General features: G+C 49.1%; 10 protein-coding genes. 4 read left to right on the top strand and 6 right to left on the bottom strand.

Features of this window, described 5'->3' with window-relative positions:
• Positions 1-44 precede the first annotated feature (44 nt).
• Genes ACYVFD_RS11650 through ACYVFD_RS11640 form a run of 3 tightly spaced genes read left to right on the top strand, consistent with a single transcriptional unit; the run spans position 45 to position 2457 of the window.
• Positions 45-716: a DUF2306 domain-containing protein gene (locus ACYVFD_RS11650; protein WP_461090211.1), complete on the top strand. Its 672-nt coding sequence runs from the start codon at positions 45-47 to the stop codon at positions 714-716.
• Positions 713-1738 (top strand): sensor histidine kinase, encoded by a 1026-nt coding sequence (locus tag ACYVFD_RS11645; RefSeq protein ID WP_461090210.1) that lies wholly within the window; start codon positions 713-715, stop codon positions 1736-1738. The genes ACYVFD_RS11650 and ACYVFD_RS11645 overlap by 4 nt, the downstream gene beginning before the upstream one ends.
• The gene (locus tag ACYVFD_RS11640) at positions 1732-2457 is read left to right on the top strand and encodes a LytR/AlgR family response regulator transcription factor (RefSeq protein WP_461090209.1); all 726 of its coding nucleotides are present in this window, start codon (positions 1732-1734) and stop codon (positions 2455-2457) included. The genes ACYVFD_RS11645 and ACYVFD_RS11640 overlap by 7 nt, the downstream gene beginning before the upstream one ends.
• Before the next feature lie 319 nt (positions 2458-2776).
• Here the strand turns inward: ACYVFD_RS11640 and ACYVFD_RS11635 are convergent, their stop codons facing one another.
• The 6 genes from ACYVFD_RS11635 to ACYVFD_RS11610 all read right to left on the bottom strand — a co-directional run bounded on the left by ACYVFD_RS11635 (position 2777) and on the right by ACYVFD_RS11610 (position 10881).
• Positions 2777-4687, bottom strand: a complete 1911-nt coding sequence (locus ACYVFD_RS11635) for a sensor histidine kinase (protein WP_461090208.1) — start codon at positions 4685-4687, stop codon at positions 2777-2779.
• 708 nt (positions 4688-5395) lie between these two features.
• The gene (locus ACYVFD_RS11630; protein ID WP_461090207.1) at positions 5396-5572 is read right to left on the bottom strand and encodes a type II toxin-antitoxin system VapC family toxin; all 177 of its coding nucleotides are present in this window, start codon (positions 5570-5572) and stop codon (positions 5396-5398) included.
• Positions 5569-5736: a hypothetical protein gene (locus ACYVFD_RS11625; RefSeq protein ID WP_461090206.1), complete on the bottom strand. Its 168-nt coding sequence runs from the start codon at positions 5734-5736 to the stop codon at positions 5569-5571. Before ACYVFD_RS11625 ends, ACYVFD_RS11630 begins: the two co-directional genes overlap by 4 nt.
• A 234-nt stretch (positions 5737-5970) precedes the next feature.
• On the bottom strand, positions 5971-8370 hold the full coding sequence (locus ACYVFD_RS11620; protein WP_461090204.1) for an ABC transporter permease: 2400 nt from the start codon (positions 8368-8370) through the stop codon (positions 5971-5973).
• A 677-nt stretch (positions 8371-9047) separates the two neighbouring features.
• Positions 9048-10082, bottom strand: coding sequence for a WD40/YVTN/BNR-like repeat-containing protein (locus ACYVFD_RS11615; protein ID WP_461090203.1), 1035 nt, complete (start codon positions 10080-10082; stop codon positions 9048-9050).
• Complete coding sequence (locus tag ACYVFD_RS11610) at positions 10075-10881, bottom strand: Rossmann-like and DUF2520 domain-containing protein (protein ID WP_461090202.1); 807 nt, start codon at positions 10879-10881, stop codon at positions 10075-10077. The genes ACYVFD_RS11615 and ACYVFD_RS11610 overlap by 8 nt, the downstream gene beginning before the upstream one ends.
• 317 nt (positions 10882-11198) lie before the next feature.
• On the opposite strand from ACYVFD_RS11610, the gene sov reads away from it, so the two are divergent.
• Entirely contained in the window at positions 11199-18836 is a 7638-nt protein-coding gene (gene sov / locus ACYVFD_RS11605) for a T9SS outer membrane translocon Sov/SprA (protein WP_461090200.1), read from the top strand.
• The last annotated feature ends 6 nt before the right edge of the window (positions 18837-18842 follow it).

The following is an 18842-nucleotide window of genomic DNA, read 5'->3' as shown; positions in this document are numbered from 1 at the left end:
TTTTCATCGGCTATGGCCTGTTAACACTGCTGTCACTTATCGGGGTGGGCATCGTCATCCGGCGAACCGTTGCCCTGTGGCCGACGCTGGTCAGTGTGGATCAAGTATCGGTGACTACGTCCAGGCCGGCTTCTCCATTCGGAGAATTGGACGCTATTTTCAACCAGTTTCCTCTGTTAACCCTGATTCACATCCTGCCCGCCCTACTTTTTATCGGATTGGGGCCCCTTCAGTTTAGCCGCGGCATTCGCCGTCGTCACCCGAATTGGCACCGATGGAGTGGTCGTATTTTTTTGGTCGCCAGTAGCTTGATCGGCATAACCGCGCTGTGGATGAGCTTCGTGGTGCCCCCCATTGGCGGGTTTAGTCAGGCAGCCGCCACCACGTTGTTCTCCCTCTTTTTTCTGGTGGCGCTCTATCAAGGATTTCGCTCTATTCGGCAGGGCAACGTGGTCGGGCATCGGGAGTGGATGATTCGGGTTTACGCCATTGGGCTGGCGGTGGCGACCATCCGGCTGGTTAACGCCCTGTTATTTGCTGCCCGTCTATGGACGGGCCTGGTACTGGCTGATTTTTTTGGTACCGGATTCTGGATTGGTTTTGTGATGCACTTAATCGGAGCCGAAGTTTGGATAAGCTACACCCGCAGTTCGCCCGAAAGGCCCAATTCGTTGCCCGACTTACCGAACGTTTCCACCGTCGTATCCCTCAAATGAACTCGATTCTACCATCCCGATTTATCTTCGTTGGATTTCATAGCTTGCTCTGGAGCACCTACCTGTTGCTCCCTTACATAGTCTCGACGGCTGCCAACGACTATAAAATAGGCGTAATGCCGGGTCTATTTTTCACCTTGACCGGGCTGATCCACTTAGCTATTTTCTATAGCAATGCTTATGTTCTGTATCCCCGCCTGTTGAACCGGCGTTACTGGTGGTTGTACCTGGTGGCTGGCGTTGGCCTTATTCTGCTCTCGTTTCGGCTTAAGTATCAGCTATTGGTGAGTTGGTTCCCCGCTGTTCAGGGTGAGGCCAATGCGGCTAAATTTATCTTTGGCCCTTCGGTGGCTTTTTTCTTTCTGAGCATGGTCTATCGTAGCCTCCTCAATCAGCGACTAGCCCAGCAACAGCAAACTAAGCAGCAGGCCGAGCAACTCAGGGCTGAGTTAACATTTCTTCGCTCGCAGGTCAGCCCCCATTTTTTGTTCAATGTCTTAACCAATCTAATTTCCTTAGCCCGCCAGCAATCAGACCAGCTCGAGCCTTCCCTGCTGATGCTCTCCGAGCTGATGCGCTACATGCTCTATAATGGGCAGGGTCGAAAAATCACGCTTGAACAGGAATTGGATTATCTCAACAGCTATATTAATTTACAGAAACTCCGATTTGGTCAGGACGTATTCATTACCAGTCAGATTGACGTCGATCGGACTGATCATTCCTGCCAAATTGAACCGATGCTGCTGATCCCCTTGGTCGAAAATGCCTTTAAGTACGGGGGGAGTGTGATCGAAAATGCCCAGATTCACCTGCATCTAATGGTTCGACAGGAGAAGTTAGTATTTAGCCTGCGGAACCGATTCGAAGCTGAGTCGGTGGCTCATACCGATCCAAATCGGGGCATCGGTCTGGCTAACCTGCGGGCGCGATTGGCCCTGCTTTACCCCACGACCCACACCTTACTCATTACCGATACGGATAACTGGTTTGACGTTACCTTAACTTTGTCTTTATGTTGATGCGTTGTCTGGTGATTGATGATGAAGCCCTGGTTCGTGAGCTGCTGGAAGACACGATCCGGCAGATTCCTTTTTTGGAATTGATAGCCAGCTGTAAACATGCGCTGGAAGCGACAACCCTGCTGCAAACCAATGCTATCGACCTGATCTTTCTAGACATTCAGATGCCACGCCTAAGTGGGCTTGAGTTTCTTCAATCGCTAAGTAAGCCCCCGTTGACCATTCTGGTAACGGCCTACGAACAGTATGCGCTGGAAGGGTATAGCTTACAGGTCGTCGATTACCTGGTCAAACCCTTCCGCTTCGAGCGTTTCCTGAGAGCCTGCAACCGGGCACATGAGTTGTTTGGCTTACAACAGGGCGTAATGCCTGCATTCACTGAAGAACTGGTGGATTTTTTTGTTCCTGTCGAATATAGCCAGGTAAAAATTGGGGTATCCGATATTACCTACATCGAGGGGTTAGGAGACTATATCAAGATTTATCTATCCTCTAGTCCTAAACCGGTGCTGACCCGCCTGTCCATCAAAGCGATGGAAGAAAAGTTATCGGCGTCGTCCTTTGTTCGTACCCATAAGTCGTATCTAGTATCTGTACGAAAAATTACGGCTGTCAGACGGGATTTGGTCTGTATTGGTGACAAAGAGATTCCTGTGGGCGAGGTCTACAAAGAAAACATCAACCGAATTCTTAGGGGTTCGGCTGGTCATTTCGAGTAGAATGGGCTGATCACAATCGTCAAAGTTAGGCGAGATAGGCGGTCCTGGTGGCTGCGGTGCACCAGTGAATAACCATGATCTGGTCACCAAACGTGCTTTTCTTACTACGGCTTCTTACCGGGCTGATGCTATGACTGCAACGACAGAGTAGAATTATCTCCATTTCGGTAAAAACACCACAAGTGACGAATTTGCCGGGCCGACGGAGCGACCGCCCGCGGCTGCGGTCCGTTTTTTAAATTATCCCATATGCTGAAGCTTTGCTTTTGCTAATGCAATGGGTTAGCTGTACTTCTCCGTCAACTAAATACTGATTTGTTTACGTATTGCGAGGCAGTAGCACACTGAAGGTGGCACCCTGCCCCTCTTGGCTTTCCGCATAGACAAAGCCACGATGGTTTTCAGCTACTTTTTTTACAATGGAAAGCCCGATACCGCTACCCGGATATTTTTCCTTACTGTGAAGGCGGGTAAATACCTGGAAGATCGTTTCGGCATACTCCTGCTTGAAGCCGATCCCATTGTCCTTTACCTGAAACAGGTAATAGTGGTCCGAATCAGCAATAAACGGTGCCGCTACCTTGTCTTTGGCTATTTCTTTTACGGTTATGGTTATGGCTGATGGTTGGCCGGGTTTACTATAGTTCAGGGCATTGCTGATTAAGTTCTGAAAGAGTTGCCCTAATTGCCTGCCGTAACCGTTGACCACTGGCAACTTCGCGACCTCAATGGTCGTGCCTTTTTCCTGGATCACTAGTTCCAGGTCCGACAGAACCTCCGCAACTTTTTCGTTTAAGTCAACCGCTTCCAACAGGTGAGTTGCATAACTCATATCCGCATAGGCGAGTAGGTCGTCTACCAGTAGCATCATTCGCCGGTTGGCTCCTTTTACTTTTTCCATCAAAGCAATTTCTTCTTCATTCATCTTGGCGGCCAACCGTTGGTGCAGCCGGTCGGTGAACAAGTGCACTTTGCGGAGAGGTTCTTTCAGGTCATGGGAAGCCGCTCGAGTAAAATTTTCAAGGGCCGCATTGGTTCGTTTGAGTTGGTCGATCAGCCGTTCTTTTTGTAGTTCAATCGCTTTTATGTCAGTAACATCGGTGAAGATGATAATCAGGTGATCCCGATCCATGCGGGAAAGTGAAATCTCGATCCAGCGTCCGGTCGACTCCAGTTGGTATTCGACCAGGGAAGGTTCACCGGTGTCCATGGTGTGGACAATTTTTTGAAAATAGGGGGTGTTTAAAATATTGGGCTCCAGTTCAACCGATGTTTTCGAAAAATAGAGCTCCTTTGGAATGCCCACTAGTTGGATGGCTGCCTCATTGGCCATGATCGGCTTACCATCAATGATCTGTCCTTCTTGATTGCGAATAACCTGACCAAACGAAATCCCATTCGATGAATGGGTGAAGATGTTGTCCAGAATGTAATTCTTGTTTTCAAGCTCCCTGGCTTTTGCCTTAAGCTCGGTAACATCCGCAAACGTTACCAGCAGCGAACGCTCCCCCAACTTGGCCACCACGCTGTCGTACCAGGCATCCGAACTCCCGGCCGTGTAGTGCGCTTGGCTTCGTTGAGCGATGCCTGTCTGATAGACCTGTTTGTATCGTTCAAAAGAACCGATATCCTTTGTGGCTGGAAACAGTGCTAAAAGACGTTTTCCGATCACTTGCTCCTGGGAAAGACCACTGACCTGTAAAAATACAGTATTCACTCGGGTGAACAGAAAGTCGATTACGTCTCGTTGCTCATTCAACACCGCATCCAGCACGTACCAGCCATTCAGGGAATTGGTAAGGATCAGATCTACTAACGCCTGTTGCTGCTGTTTTTCCAGGCGTTCCTTCATTTCGGCATTAACATTCTTGGTAATCGAGAGGATAGCCCCGTCTAGTTTGCGTCGGAGTACGTCAAAATGAATGTCAAGCTGTTCATTGTAATAGGTAGTGTGTAAATCGTTGCCCGAGGAATAGACCTGGCTTAATTGCTGAGTAAGCTGTTTTCTTCCTTCCTGGCTATAGCCAGATAGCTCACTCACTTTTTGCCCGTTCATCAGGGCATACGGCAGAGTAGCCTGCTGCCTGGCAGCGCCGTTGAAGTAGAGCAGGATGAAATCCACAATCGTATCCCCCGCTTCGGATTCGAACACGGGGGTATGCAATACGATCGGTTCGGGATGGTTATCGAGTACAGACCTCAGTAGCTTTTCATCGGGTGACATCAACATGGCCGACAAGTAGTAAAATGGAATTACGCTGTTTGCTAGGTTTGGCGCCCTGGCTCGATTGGATAACCAACTGCTTCATGGGCGCATATGATACTATATTTTGAATTGAGGTAAGATTCCTCGGGTGCGGAGTCGTTCATTCCTTACCCGTCAAAAGTACCGAAAAAAAGCTACCTACAATAGTGATCAACTAGCAGTTACTGCTTCTATGGAAAGGTTAACCAAGATGCTCTATGTCGTATGCTACTAACTGGAGTGTGGTGGCGTTATGATGTGAATCGACTTAACGACATTTATGCCCGCATTATTTCGGGCTTGTAATTGGTCTGGATGGGGGCAGGGAAAGAGTTTATTGAACCAAGTGGCCAAGCGTTACTCGTCTCAATAAATCCTCCCACATGAGACAAGGGGACGAATCTTTTGGTGAACGCTTTCGAGCAAGAGTCAGACTATTTCTGTCAGAAATACACGGAACTTAAGCTCTTAATAGCTTCAAACCTCGACTTTCGTAGAAAGGAAAATTACCATCGTGGCTAATGAGGATCAACCGCTCAGCAATGGCCTGACTAATCAGAATATGGTCGAAGGGATCATTGTGTACTGGTAATAGGGCTTCCAGCTTCGCTAAGTGGACAACCTTTGATGGCAGTAGTTTCACCCCTAGCGTTTGGCGTAACGCATTGGCAATGTCGGCAATGGTAACCCCATTTAATTGGAAATCGCCCGCTTTAGCTTAGCCTTAATGATAATTTCACGCAGGCTTTCATGGCTGACGTAGAATTCATTCGTACGGTTTTGAAGAATGGTTTTAATGGGGGCTGGTAAGTCGGACGAATCGGTTAGCCACCAGATCAGGATGTGGGTATCCAGTAAATATTTCTTCATTTTTTAATCGTCACCCGCAGATCGTGGTCCCATGCCGACGACTCACTGACGATTTTGTCCTTAAACAACCCTAGTCCTGCCTTCATATTTGACTTGGTGGCAAGCTGGCCACTGGCAGACGATTTCTTAACCGAGGTTTTAGGATCTTTTGAGTCTGTTGCCATCACTTTAAAGGTTGGTTCACAAATATAACGTTTTTGAGTCGAAGTTAAGTTTTGATAGAGCTGCACAAAGATCAGCGCTTTCTAGGCCCGCCCCTCCAGATGTCTGGATAGATCATTCCCGAAGTGAGACGAAAAAGTCTTCATGTATCTGCACCTTTATTCGGGCCTAAGAAGTGAGGAGAGGTTAAACAGATATAACTACACATGACACCCCACACTACTGCATCAATAAAATCACTCTGTCTTTAAATTTTTTACGGGGTTAGAGAGGGCAGCCTTTACGGTCTGGAAACTCACTGTTACTAATGCCAGCGCCACTGCAAGTCCTCCTGCCACTGCGAACATCCACCAGTTAATGGTAATTCGGTAAGGGAAATTGTCCAACCACTGGTTCATGAAGTACCACGCAACAGGAGAAGCAAGCAAAAGAGAAATCAGCATGAGCTTCACAAAATCTTTTGAGAGCAGCACGACAAGTCCCTCCACTGTAGCCCCCAGCACTTTTCGCACTCCAAGCTCTTTTCTTCTCTGCTCCGCAGCATTAGCGGCTAAACCCAGTAGACCAAGACAAGATACAAAAATAGTTATTGCTGTAAAAAGCGTAAGCAAGGTTTTAAGCTTGTCTTCTCCTTTATACATCTTACCAAAGCTTTCATCAAGGAAATTGTACTCAATAGGATAGTCGGGGCTGTAACGGCTCCATACATTGCTGATCTGGCCAATAGCTATTTCGATGTTTGCGCCAGTTATCTTGACTGCCACTTTAGAATAGGCCTGCGGGTAGATTTGAAGCACAGTGGGTTCTATTTTTTCGTGCAGGCTTTTATAGTGGAAGTCTTTGACAACGCCAATCACCGGCCCAGTTTTTAATGAGTCCGGGTTTCTCCATGTAGGCCATGACAGCGTTTTCCCGATAGCTTTTGCAGGACTGCTTAATCCCAATTCACGAACAGCCGTCTCATTGATGATGTAGGCGCTTACGTCACCGGCAATATCTTTCGAAAAATCCCTGCCTGAAAGTAGATGTAGCCCCAGTGTTTTTATATAATCTTCATCAACCATCACCAGTGTGGCTTTTGTTGGCTTTACTTCAGGATTTTCTTTTACGGTCAAAAAGCCATCGCCGAAAGCATCACCGGGGAAGCCATAGCCAATAGATACCGACGCTATTGCCGGGTAGCGCATCAATTCATGTTTAAAGCTTGCATACTTCTTTTGAAGGTTCTCACCTTTCATTGGAAAGAACAGAACCTGATCCTTTCTGAAACCTAAATCTTTATTGTGCATATAACGCACCTGGCTAATGACCACAATGGCACTAATGATCAGCAGCACTGATAATGAAAACTGTATTACCACCAGTCCATTTCTCAGCCATGTTGCACCTGCGAGCGCCGTATCAGATACGGCACTCCCTTTTAAAACTTTCACAGGCCGAAAAGCGGATAGTACCCCTGCAGGATAGAAGCCTGCAAGGATACCTACTATCAATGTAAGCGCCCCTAATGTGAGTCCAACCATGGGGTTGCTGATCAGGTCAAAAACCATGCTCTTTTCCGTAAAACGATTAAGGGAAGGCAGCAGCACACATGTGGCTGCAATAGCAACAACCATACTCATAGCGGCTAACAGTATTGTTTCACCAACAAACTGTAACATTAGCTCTTTTCTGCCCGCACCAACCGCTTTTCTCACTCCTACTTCCTTCGCTCTTTTTATCGACCTCGAGGTAGCGAGGTTTACGAAGTTAAAGCAGGCGATGAGTAATATGAAAATGGCGATAACAGAAAGGGCTTTCACATACGTGATGTTACCCCTGATGGACATATCGTACTTAAAATCGGATGAATAGAGGTGTACCTGCATAAGTGGCTGGAAGTAGGGCACATTGATATCACCCTCGCCTTTCATGAAAGGCTTTGAAAAGCTTTGGAACTTTGCCTGGAGCGGAGCTGCGCTAGTGCCATTTCTTAGCTTCACATACGTGTTGAAAGGATACCATTGCCAGCTTTGCATCATGTCGGCAGGGATGCCTGCCGTGTTCAGCGAAATCAGATAATTAAGTGGTAAGTGGAACTTCTCGTTATTTTCCAGCACACCCAGCACACGCAGTACATCTTTAGAAAGCGTAAGTTTCTTGCCAACCGGATCCTCTTTGCCGAAATATTTTTCCGCCATAGCTGCAGAGATCACAATGGATTTTGGATCGCTGAAGACTCTGGGTGCTGATCCATATCGGAAACGGAGCGGAAACAGCTCAAAGAAATTGCTGTCCACAAGGAACCCGTTCTCTTCGTACAGCTTTTTATCGTTCGCTTCAACTAGTTGTTTTGACTTAAAAGCCATCACACGAACTGCATCCTCGACCTCTGGAAAGTTCTGCTTGAGTGCTACTGCAAATGTCGGAGGCACCGTGGCTATGCTATTGTTTACATCTCCTTTCGTCTGTTGATAAACGCGATAAACGTTTTCAGCTCCCGGAACAAACTTGTCGTACTGCTGCTCATCTCTTACAAATAAGCCAATAAGCAAACAAGCTGCCATACCTAATGACAGACCAGCAATGTTGATGACGGAATAGCTTTGGCGCTTAATCAGGTTGCGCCAAGCGATTTTAAGGTAGTTCTGTAGCATGACCGTATGGTTTGTGAGCTCTCAAACCCAAGATGCTTGAAAGGCTATGCAGGTTGCTTACTAGTATCAAAACCGAATACTATTTTGAGAGACTATCCCACTAAGGGGCCGGACATAGTCAGCAGCAAGGCCAGATCGGTCGCGAACCCCGCCCGCAGTTGGTGTATTTGGGCCGTAGCTACTAAAGATTACTCTGTTTTCGGGCCAGTTGCAAAGTGGCCGGATTCCGCGCATTTTTAAGCGAACAAAGTAGACAACAAAACCCTATGCCTACCTGCTACCGTATGCTACGGGTTAGCGTCGACAGCTATTAAAAATAAATCTGGTGATTTGACCAGTACACCCACGAACACGCAAAAGCCGCGCTCACAAGCAGTGGGCGCGGCTTTTACACGAGGTGATTATTTCAGCACAGCTTGCTATTTTTTAGAAACCTTATCAACTTTTCGGACACAAACGGTCTCACTCCGAACTACCTGCTGTACTGGTCGGAAATGTGATGATAGTGGCTAGCCACCTCTTTTTTGGATTTTGTCTACCAGTCTCACAAATCGCTCTAATCTTGCGACAGCTGTTGCCATAGTGTACTGTGTATTTCCACAGAATCGGTAAAACAAACTCAAGCAACGAATCTGCCGGTTCGCCGGAGCGGTCCCTTATTTCAGATTTACACCTGTCTATTTAAACACCTGCTTGCTTACTTTACCTTTAGCACCAACGGCATAGCAGGTGCCTTTTACACAGGCCATCGAATGAAAGCCTTCGGTATCAAGTTTTTGCCAGGTTTGTCCCTGATCGGCCGATAAGCTGGTACCTGATGGGCCAATTGTCAGCAACCGATCGCCGGGAAGTAGGGCAACGGCTTCTTTCAGCCCTGGAGGATTGGTTTGCGAGACATTCTGCCAGGTTTGCCCACCGTCGCGGCTTATGGCGACATTCGGGCCGGGCTGGCTTTCCTGTTTATAATTTCCGCCAACGACCACGCCAACTTTATCGCTAAAGAACCGCATACCGAACAGGCCCGTGGCTTCTCCACCCGGCAACGCTGTATTGCTGACAGTCCAGGTTTTGCCCCGGTTGCGGGAGTGAAAAACGCGTCCGGCTAACCCACCACCCGACGCAATCCACACGTTACGTTTTCCTTCCACAACGAGACTGGTGCCACTAGCGGCAAAAGCGGCTTCATTGGGTTGCATAAGTGGTAAGGCCGACGGCGGAATGGGTTGCCAGGTTTTACCCCCATCGTCAGTCGTGAGGATAACCCACCGCCCGTCGATCGGATCGCTGAAGACGATGCCGTGCTGGCTATCCCAGAAATCGATACCATCGAAGAAGATGCCTTTTTGCTCCGTTTTATAGAGTAATGCCCAGGTTTGTCCGGCATCGGTTGTTTTGTAAATACGGGCCTGTCCATTTTCGGCGGGCCCGGCACTCATGAAGTAAGCCGTTTGGGAATCCACAGCGTGTACATCCCGGAAATCACACGTTTGCGCATCCGGAACGGTACCCGTTTGCCAGGTACTGCCCCCGTCGGCTGTTCGGACAAAAGTGCCTTTGGTTCCGCCAATCCAGACCACCTCAGCGTTAGCCACACTGACCGCCCGAAAACTGGCATCAGTGCTCACCGATTGGGGTTGCCATTGGGCTAAACTTCGCAGGGAAATCAGCCATGATACAGACAACAGGGTTATGACAAGATACTTTCTATTCATGGGTTATATAATACTGTTGAATACTTTCGGTGAGTACCTGATACATTTCCAAAAGTCTGGGTTGCGATTGAAGGTACGTCAGATGCCTGTCGAGGGTACTCAGATCTGCCCGACGAGCGGGACCGGTCTGCGCATCGGCTGGATTCCCAACGGCCAGACCCTTCCGAAACGTTTCGGAAATGAGGGGCTTGAGCAGATCGAATTCCAGCCCTTTCTGCACCGTTAAATCGTGGGCCAGCGCCATCAGGTGATTAGTGAAATTGCACGCAAAAACCGCTGAAACGTGCAGGGTTAGCCGTTCGTCGGAAGAAACGATGTACACAATATCGCTAATATCCTGTCCAAGCTGAACCAGCGAGTCTTCTGTGGCCGGGTCAGACGCTTCGATACACAGCGGAATCCCTTCAAAAGCCATGAACGACCGTCCTCTGGTAAATGTTTGAAGCGGGTAAAAAACACCCGTCCGTACCGGAACATCGCTGTATATAGCCATCCAGTGTTCCAGTGCTTGAAGCGACTGACCGCCCGACGTATGAACCAGGATGGCATTTTCGGGAAGAACGAGCTGCGAACAGACCGTTTCAATGGCCTGATCCGAAACAGCCAGGATAAATAACTGCGAAGGGCTGTCCGCAAAATTCAGATCGGAGTGGGTGCGGGCATCATACAGATTACTCACCAGTTGTCGGGCATGCTGAAGCTGCCGACTATAGACTTCATTGATATGGTGCCCTGCGTTTTCAAGGGCTGGAGCAAGATGCCAGGCCAGATTTCCTGCGCCGATTAACGAAATTTCCATGTTCAAGTATAGGCATTTTGCCTGAATCACAGTGCCTGTCCAGTACTTCTCTACGTACAAACGATCTATAAACAAGGTAGAGAGATTATGGCGCGGTAATTGTAAGGCATTTGATGTTCTATAGTAATTAATCGATAATCGCAGACAAACTATTCGTATGACATCGCCTTAATGCTTAATTTTGGGGCTTATCTTTAGCGAATCAAAGTATAGCCTATTAAAAAATCTATTAATCTGTTAGACGAATAGGCCGTTTTTGGCCGTTTGATAAAAGAACATTCCATACGCTACTAATTCTGAACCTGAAAGTACCCTCAATGGTGAACCCTTACTTTGTTCACATTCCTGTTATCCATCATATTTTTCCCGTCGTTAGTCGATTCTCGTTTTTACCAAATGGGTGGCTTACGCTGGGATGCTGGGTATTGCTTGGACTGGGTGTAACATTCGGTCAGAATCAACCCACACCTGCCCGCCGTGGGGCCGCTGCTCGACGGCAACAGGCGGCTAATGACTCGGCAAGAGCCGAAGCGCGTCGGAAAGCTATTATGCGGGCCGATTCAGTTAAACAGGCTATTCAGGACCGGACCGACAGTATTCGGGCGGCACGTAGCGCCAACCGTCGACCAACTGTAAACTGGCCCGACCGCCGGGCCACTCGTTTCTCGGATCGCCCTTCCCGTTCTCCCTTTATTCTACGCGATCCAAAAGGCGTTTCGACCGATTTCCGGCTTTCGCCCGATGGCGGTATTGGTGTAACGGAACGTGTGCGATCGGGTGTGTCGCTTTCGGGTGCTCCTCCGGCCAATAATACACCGGGACGTAATGAGCCTATTACTCCAGCTACCTCAACAACAACAGCGCCTGGGCAGCCGATTCCAGGATTAGCATTACCGCCATCGCAGTTTGGGTTACCTTATCGTCCGGCCGAAACCATTCCGTACTCGACGTATAATCAGATTCAGAACCAGACTCTCGAACAGAATCTTTGGCGGGAATATAGTGCTAAACGCGATGGTCAGAGCGCCATCAGTGGACGTGGCTTAATACCCAAACTGGAACTTCCTCCCGTTATTGATCGGCTTTTTGGTGGCAGTCAGGTCGATTTCAAGCCAAACGGATTTGTAACCCTCGACTTTGGTTATCTCTATCAGTTCAACGATAACCCCGCATACCCGGTTCGTCAACGCCGGACGGGAAATTTCCTGTTCAATGAACAGATTAGTATCAACTTCAATGGTAAAATTGGTGAAAAGCTGGGCGTACTGGCTAACTTCGATACAAAGGCCAGCTTTAATTTTGAGAATGCGCTGAAGCTTAACTACCGTCCAGGTGGCGGGTTGCCTGCGTTCGGTACAGGGCAGGGAATGCCGAGTCTACCTGGTTTGCCGAATGCGCCAAACCTGCCCAATGTTCCCGGAATGAACGGGTCTGCACCCGGCATGCCAGGATTTACCCCTCAAAATGAAAGCATCATTCAGGGGCTGGAAGTCGGTAATATCAGTTGGGCCGTCAACAGTCAGCTCATTCCGGGGGTGCAAAATCTGTTCGGGATCAAGACGCAGTTACGGTTCGGTAAACTGAATGCCACCCTGGTCGCTTCACAGCAGCGCTCCCGCAAGAATGAGATCGTTCTGCGCGGAGGTACCTCGAACCGACCATTTGAAATTCGAGCCGACAATTACGACGAGAACCAGCACTTTTTCCTATCGCAGTTTTTCCGGGCCAACTATGAAGCCTCGTTAAAAACACTGCCGCAGGTTACTTCGGGGGTGAACGTAACGCGGGTGGAAGTTTACGTGACCAACCGGACCAATACCACCGAAACCCTCCGCAACATTGTCGGCTTTCAGGATTTGGGAGAGGGCAATCCGTACAACCAAGGCAATGGGAATTTGTCGCCTTTTTCCCGAAACAACCGTACGCCAACCGATAACTCGTCTAATGGCTTATTTACGAAGCTGACTGCTCAGCCGAACCAGCCTTTCCGGCAAATCGATCAGACGAGCGATCAGTTGACCGGCACCTTCCAACTCGCCAAAGGAACAGACTATGACTTGCTTCGGGGTGCTAAACGATTGACTGATAAAGAGTTCAGGCTGCAAGCCGATTTAGGGTATATTTCGCTGGTTACCCCGCTTCGGAACGATGAGATTCTGGCCGTTGCTTATGAATACACCTATCAGGGGCGTAGGTATAAAGTTGGGGAGTTGACCGAAGATTATCAGTCGCGGAGAGCAGATGAAGTGCTGGTGCTGAAGCTGCTGAAGTCGTCAACGCTGCGCAATAATCTTCAGTTGCCGATGTGGAACCTGATGATGAAAAACATCTATCCACTCAGTACATCTCAAATTACGCGTCAAGGCTTCCAGTTGCGGGTTATTTATAAAGATGACCTGACGGGTATCGACAACCCGAACCTACAGGAAGGTCGCCGGACTCAAAACCGCCCATTGGTGCAGCTTTTTGGCATGGACCGGTTGAATCAGCAGCTAGACGCTCAGCCCGATGGCAATTTCGACTACGTTGAAAACTATACGATCGACAGTCGGTATGGCAAAATCATCTTTCCGGTATTAGAGCCGTTTGGGGCCTATCTGGAGAAGCAGTTCGATGCCGATGAAGATGCCTTGAAGGCTAAATACGTTTTCAAACAGCTCTATACGACGACAAAAGCCGATGCGGCCCAACTTGCCGACCGGAATAAATTTTTCCTGAAAGGCTCGTTTCAGTCGGGCAACGGAGCCGATGTGCAGTTGCCTTATGGTGTTAATGAGCAGTCAGTATCGGTAACAGCCGGTGGTGTTCCCTTGACACCGGGCCAGGATTATGTACTGGAAGCTCAGTCGGGTCGGTTACGGATCATCAACGAAAGCGTAACCAATTCCGGACGTGAAATCAGGATCAGTTACGAACAACCCGATCTGTTCCAGAACCAGATTCGTACACTGATCGGAACCCGACTGGATTATGCCATTAACCGCGACATTAGCATCGGCCTGACAGCCATGCACATGAAAGAGACGCCTGCTGGCTTTCTGACTCGGGTGGCACTTGGTAACGAACCGGTCAATAATACGATTGTCGGTCTGAATGCCAACATTCGGAAAGATTCACCTGGACTGACGCGTTTGCTCGATGCCCTGCCCGGTGTACAGACGAAAGAACTATCGACCGTTCAGTTTACGGGTGAGGTTGCGCAACTCTTTCCGGGTACGAACCCAAGAGCCCGAAACGAAAGCTATCTGGATGATTTTGAAGCTGCTCGTACCATTTATGACCTGACTCGACAGCCGACCCGCTGGCGGTTGGGGGCTACGCCACAGCAGTTTCCGCAAGGCTCCTTTGCCGATCCGTTACCCTATGCCTACAATCGGGCGCTGATATCGGTCTATACGGTTGATCCTAGTATTTTCGGGGCAACGGGCGTGCTGGGCGTATCGTCCAATATTGATGTAGACGACGCCAATTCGCACGTGTACGAACGGCCATTTCTACCCCAGGAATTATTCCCCGGTCGGTCGGCGCGGCCGGTGCAGTTGCCCGAAAACATTCTGGACGTAGCCTATTTCCCCAGCGAGCGGGGTATGTACAATTATAACCCCAATCTCGACCAGAACGGACGCTTGTCTAACCCAAGGGGTAATTTTGGATCGGTTACCCGAGCCATTGCGTCAGACATTGACTTCGATAATGCCAATATCGAAAACATTACGTTCTGGCTGATGGACCCGTTTGTGCCGGGTCCATCGGGGGTGATTCGTGGGGGACCAAATGAGAATCAGTTTTTTGATAACAGTGGCCGCCTACGGGGTGGTAAACTGGTATTTAACCTGGGCGATATTTCGGAAGATGTTGTCAAAGACAGTCGCTATGAATTTGAAAACGGATTCCCGCTCGATTCAGCCATTAGTGCACGTAATCCTGGAACCGAAGCTACATTCTGGGGCCGTGCACCAACGCGGCAGTTTGTGACCAATGCGTTCCAGAGTGGTTCCCGTGAGCAGCAGGACATTGGGCTGGATGGACTGAGTAGTCAGCCTACCATTCCGGCTGGCGTAACAGCCGAGCGGGATTTTTTCAAAAATTACCTGAATACAGTTCTGCCCAAAATAACCAGCAATCCTGACGCCAGGGCTGAAATTGAAAATGACCCGTCGGGCGATGACTTTAAGTTTTATCTGGGCGAAGAAGCTGATCGGCAGAAATACATCATTGCTCGCTATAAGCGGTATATGGGTATGGAAAATAACTCCCCCGAAAATACCAGCGCCAACCAGTTTCTGACACCGGCTTCGTCGACTCTGCCCGATATCGAAGACCTGAATATCGACAACACCATCAACGACAACGAAGCCTATTATGAATACGAACTTGATCTGCAACCGGGGAAAATTGAAGTAGGCCAGAATAAATACATTGTCGATAAAGTATCCGTACCGACGAAAGGCGCACCCGGTGGCATCGTCAACTGGTATCAGTTCCGAATTCCAGTCCGGGAATATTTGCGGAAAGTAGGTAGCATCAACGGTTTTAAGTCTATCCGGTTCATGCGGATGTACTTGACCGATTTCGATAATCCGGTGGTACTTCGTTTTGCCGAATTACAGATGGAGGCTAATCAGTACCGTAAATATACCGGCGACCTGAACCAGCACGGTTTGCAGGAAGTGCCCGAGCCCTACGATGCGAACTTTACGGTATCGACTGTCAATATTGAAGAAAACAGTAGTACCCAGGTTACGGCGCAAGGTGGCGATAAGTACGTTTACTCTGTACCGCCGGGCTACGTCCGCGACCGCGATTACACCCAGCCAAACGTTGTTGAACTGAACGAACAGTCGATGCGTCTGAGCGTAACGAACCTGCGGGATGGTGATTCACGGGGAGCGTTCAAGAATACGAACTTCAATCTGTTGTTCCGGGAGCGGCTCAAAATGTTCGTACACATGCACAACCCCGACAACGAAAGCGGACAGGTATCGGCATTTGTACGGGTTGGAACAGATTATACCGACAACTACTACGAGATTGAAATTCCTCGTCTGGTAGCTACACTCCCCAGTGTGACCGATGCCGACGCCATCTGGCCAGCGGCTAACCAACTGGATATTGCCCTGGAGGAACTGATCAACTTGAAAGCAAACCGCAACCGCGAATTTGGCCGTCAGACTTCGTTGCCGTATACACAAACTTCCTCAAACGGTGTCTATCAGATCACCGTTGTCGGTAATCCCGATTTGAGTTCGGTACAGTCGATCATGATCGGGGTGCGTAACCCTAAAATTCTGGGTGATGGCGAGCGGCCGAAAACATTTACGGTCTGGGTGGATGAACTACGGGCCAATGGCTACGACCAACATGCCGGAACGGCGGCAGTGGCGGCTTTGAGCATGAAGCTGGCTGATTTGGGTACCCTGACGGCTTCCGGGCGCATTACGACCTTTGGGTTCGGCGGAGTACAAAGTCGAATAGGAGATCGGGCCCTTGAAACCACGACCGAGTTTGGCCTATCGTCGGCATTGGCGATCGATAAGTTTCTGCCAGCTACCTGGGGGTTGAAGATTCCATTCTATGTCAACTACGACCATCGGAATGTCGATCCACATTTTGATCCGCTCGACCCGGATATGCCGTTAGAGACGTCACTATCGACCAAATCGAATGAAGCGGAGAGGAATAGTTATCGACAACTGGTGCAGGACAATACTACCCGGCGCGGGTATAATTTTTCAAACGTCAGGAAGGTAAAGACGAACCCGAACGCCAAGTCGCATTTCTGGGATATTGAAAATTTTGCCTTTACGTATGCCTTCAATGACATGAAGCGCACGAATATTCTGACGCAGGAATACCTGCAACGACAGAATAAAGGCGGCATTTCGTATACCTATAGCGCCCAGCCACGACCATTTGAGCCGTTCAAAAATGTTCAGTCATTCGAGGCACCTTACCTGCGCTGGCTGAAGGATTTTAACGTTACGCTGGTGCCATCGCTGGTATCGATTCGAACCGACATGGACCGGAGTTATATCAAAACGCAGCTTCGCTCGTCGGATCTGACGACAAACGGCATTCTGCCGCAGTTTGAGAAATACTTCCTGTTCAATCGCTACTATGATCTGACCTGGAATCTGACGCGTAGTCTGGTGCTTACCTACCATGCACAAGCCAATGCAATTATCGACGAACCGGCGGGTGACATCAATACCCAGGCTAAGCGTGACTCAATTTGGAACAGTATTAAACACCTGGGCCGGATCAAGAACTTTGTGCAGGACATTCGGGCTACCTACCGACTGCCATTAGACAAAATTCCGCTACTCGACTGGATTGCGGCCGATGCTACCTATGGGATTGGGTATCAGTTTCAGGCAAACTCGTTCGGCATTGCCGATTCGCTGGGTGTTCCGTTTGGCAATATTATTCGTAACAACCGCGAGCGGGGCATAACTGGTCGGGTTGATTTGATCCGATTGTACAACAAGATTCGGTATCTGCGATTTGCCAATACGCCGGCTCCGGTTCGGAAAAACTTCGCCCGGAACCCCGGCGATATTGAAGAGATTGAGCGGGGAGATAGCAAAGTGCTGAAAAACTTTACACGGGCTTTACTAACTGTTCGCGGCATCAATTTCTCGTATAACCTACAGGAGTCGACTATTTTACCGGGTTTTCTGCCCTCGCCGAAATTGTTTGGTTTAAGTGCTGAAAATGCACCGGGGCTGGCCTTTGTGCTCGGTGGGCAGGATCGGAACATTGCCTACAAAGCAGCTCAGAAAGGCTGGCTGACGCCCAGTACGGTATTGAATACGCCTTTCCAGCAGAATATCACCAAGAAATTTACGGCCAGCACCACACTGGAGCCGTTCAAAGATTTCCGTATGCAGATAAACTGGCGTCTCGACCGGACGGATGCCTATCAGGAATACTTCCGGCCGGGTTCGCAGGGTGGGCCGTTTGAAACGCAGTCGCCGGTACGGAGTGGCCAATTCAGTATGTCGTTCTGGTCGTTCCGTACGGCGTTTAAAGGGCTTCGAAGCGATAATACATCGGTGCTGTTCGATAGCCTCGAGAGTTACCGTACTTATTTTGCGGGTAAACTCAATCAGCAGGCCAGAGAAGGTGGTCGTGCCGGAACGTATGACTTAAATGCGCAGGATGTTTTGATTCCCTCATTCTTTGCCGCTTACAGTGGACAGCAGAAAGAGAAGGCAAAGTTTTCACCTTTCTATAATTTCCCGCTGCCCAACTGGCAGGTTACGTACAACGGGCTTTCAGGCTTACGATTCATTCAGAAAGCATTCAGTTCGTTTACCATCAACCATAGTTATACATCGACCTACAGTGTCGGTAACTACATCTCCAATTTGGATTATGGAGCGGCCTACGTAAATCTGGCGGTGCAGGATTTTGGGGTGGGTACCCTGACAAATCAACTCGGTCAGTTTATGCCGATTGTGGCCATGAGTACCATTACCATGTCGGAGAAGTTTGCACCCATGATTGGGGTTCAGGTTCAGACGAAGAACCGGATTAGCGGACAACTGTCGTACAATCAGAGTCGGGATGTGGCCCTGAGTTTATCAAATGCTCAGGTGGCCGAACTTAGCAACAAAGATTTGACCGCTTCGCTGGGATTCACCCGACAAAACGTAAGGATTCCGTTCCGTATCAACGGGGCATATAAAAAACTGAAAAACGACCTGACCTTTTCCTGTGCGCTTACCTTCCGGGACACCCGCACCATCCAGCGAAAGCTCGATGCCGAGCAGACCGTTACAGCGGGTAACGTCAACTTCCAGTTGCGCCCACAAATCAGCTACATTGTCAGTCGTCGGTTGAATTTTAATCTCTATTTCGACCGGACCTTCAACGATCCGTTGGTGTCGAACTCCTTTAAGCGGGCCACTACCTCGGGTGGCGTACAACTGAAGTTCAATCTGGCTGAATAAACGAGT

It is taken from the genome of Spirosoma gilvum (assembly GCF_054776815.1).
This window is presented reverse-complemented; position numbering and strand designations above follow the sequence as displayed.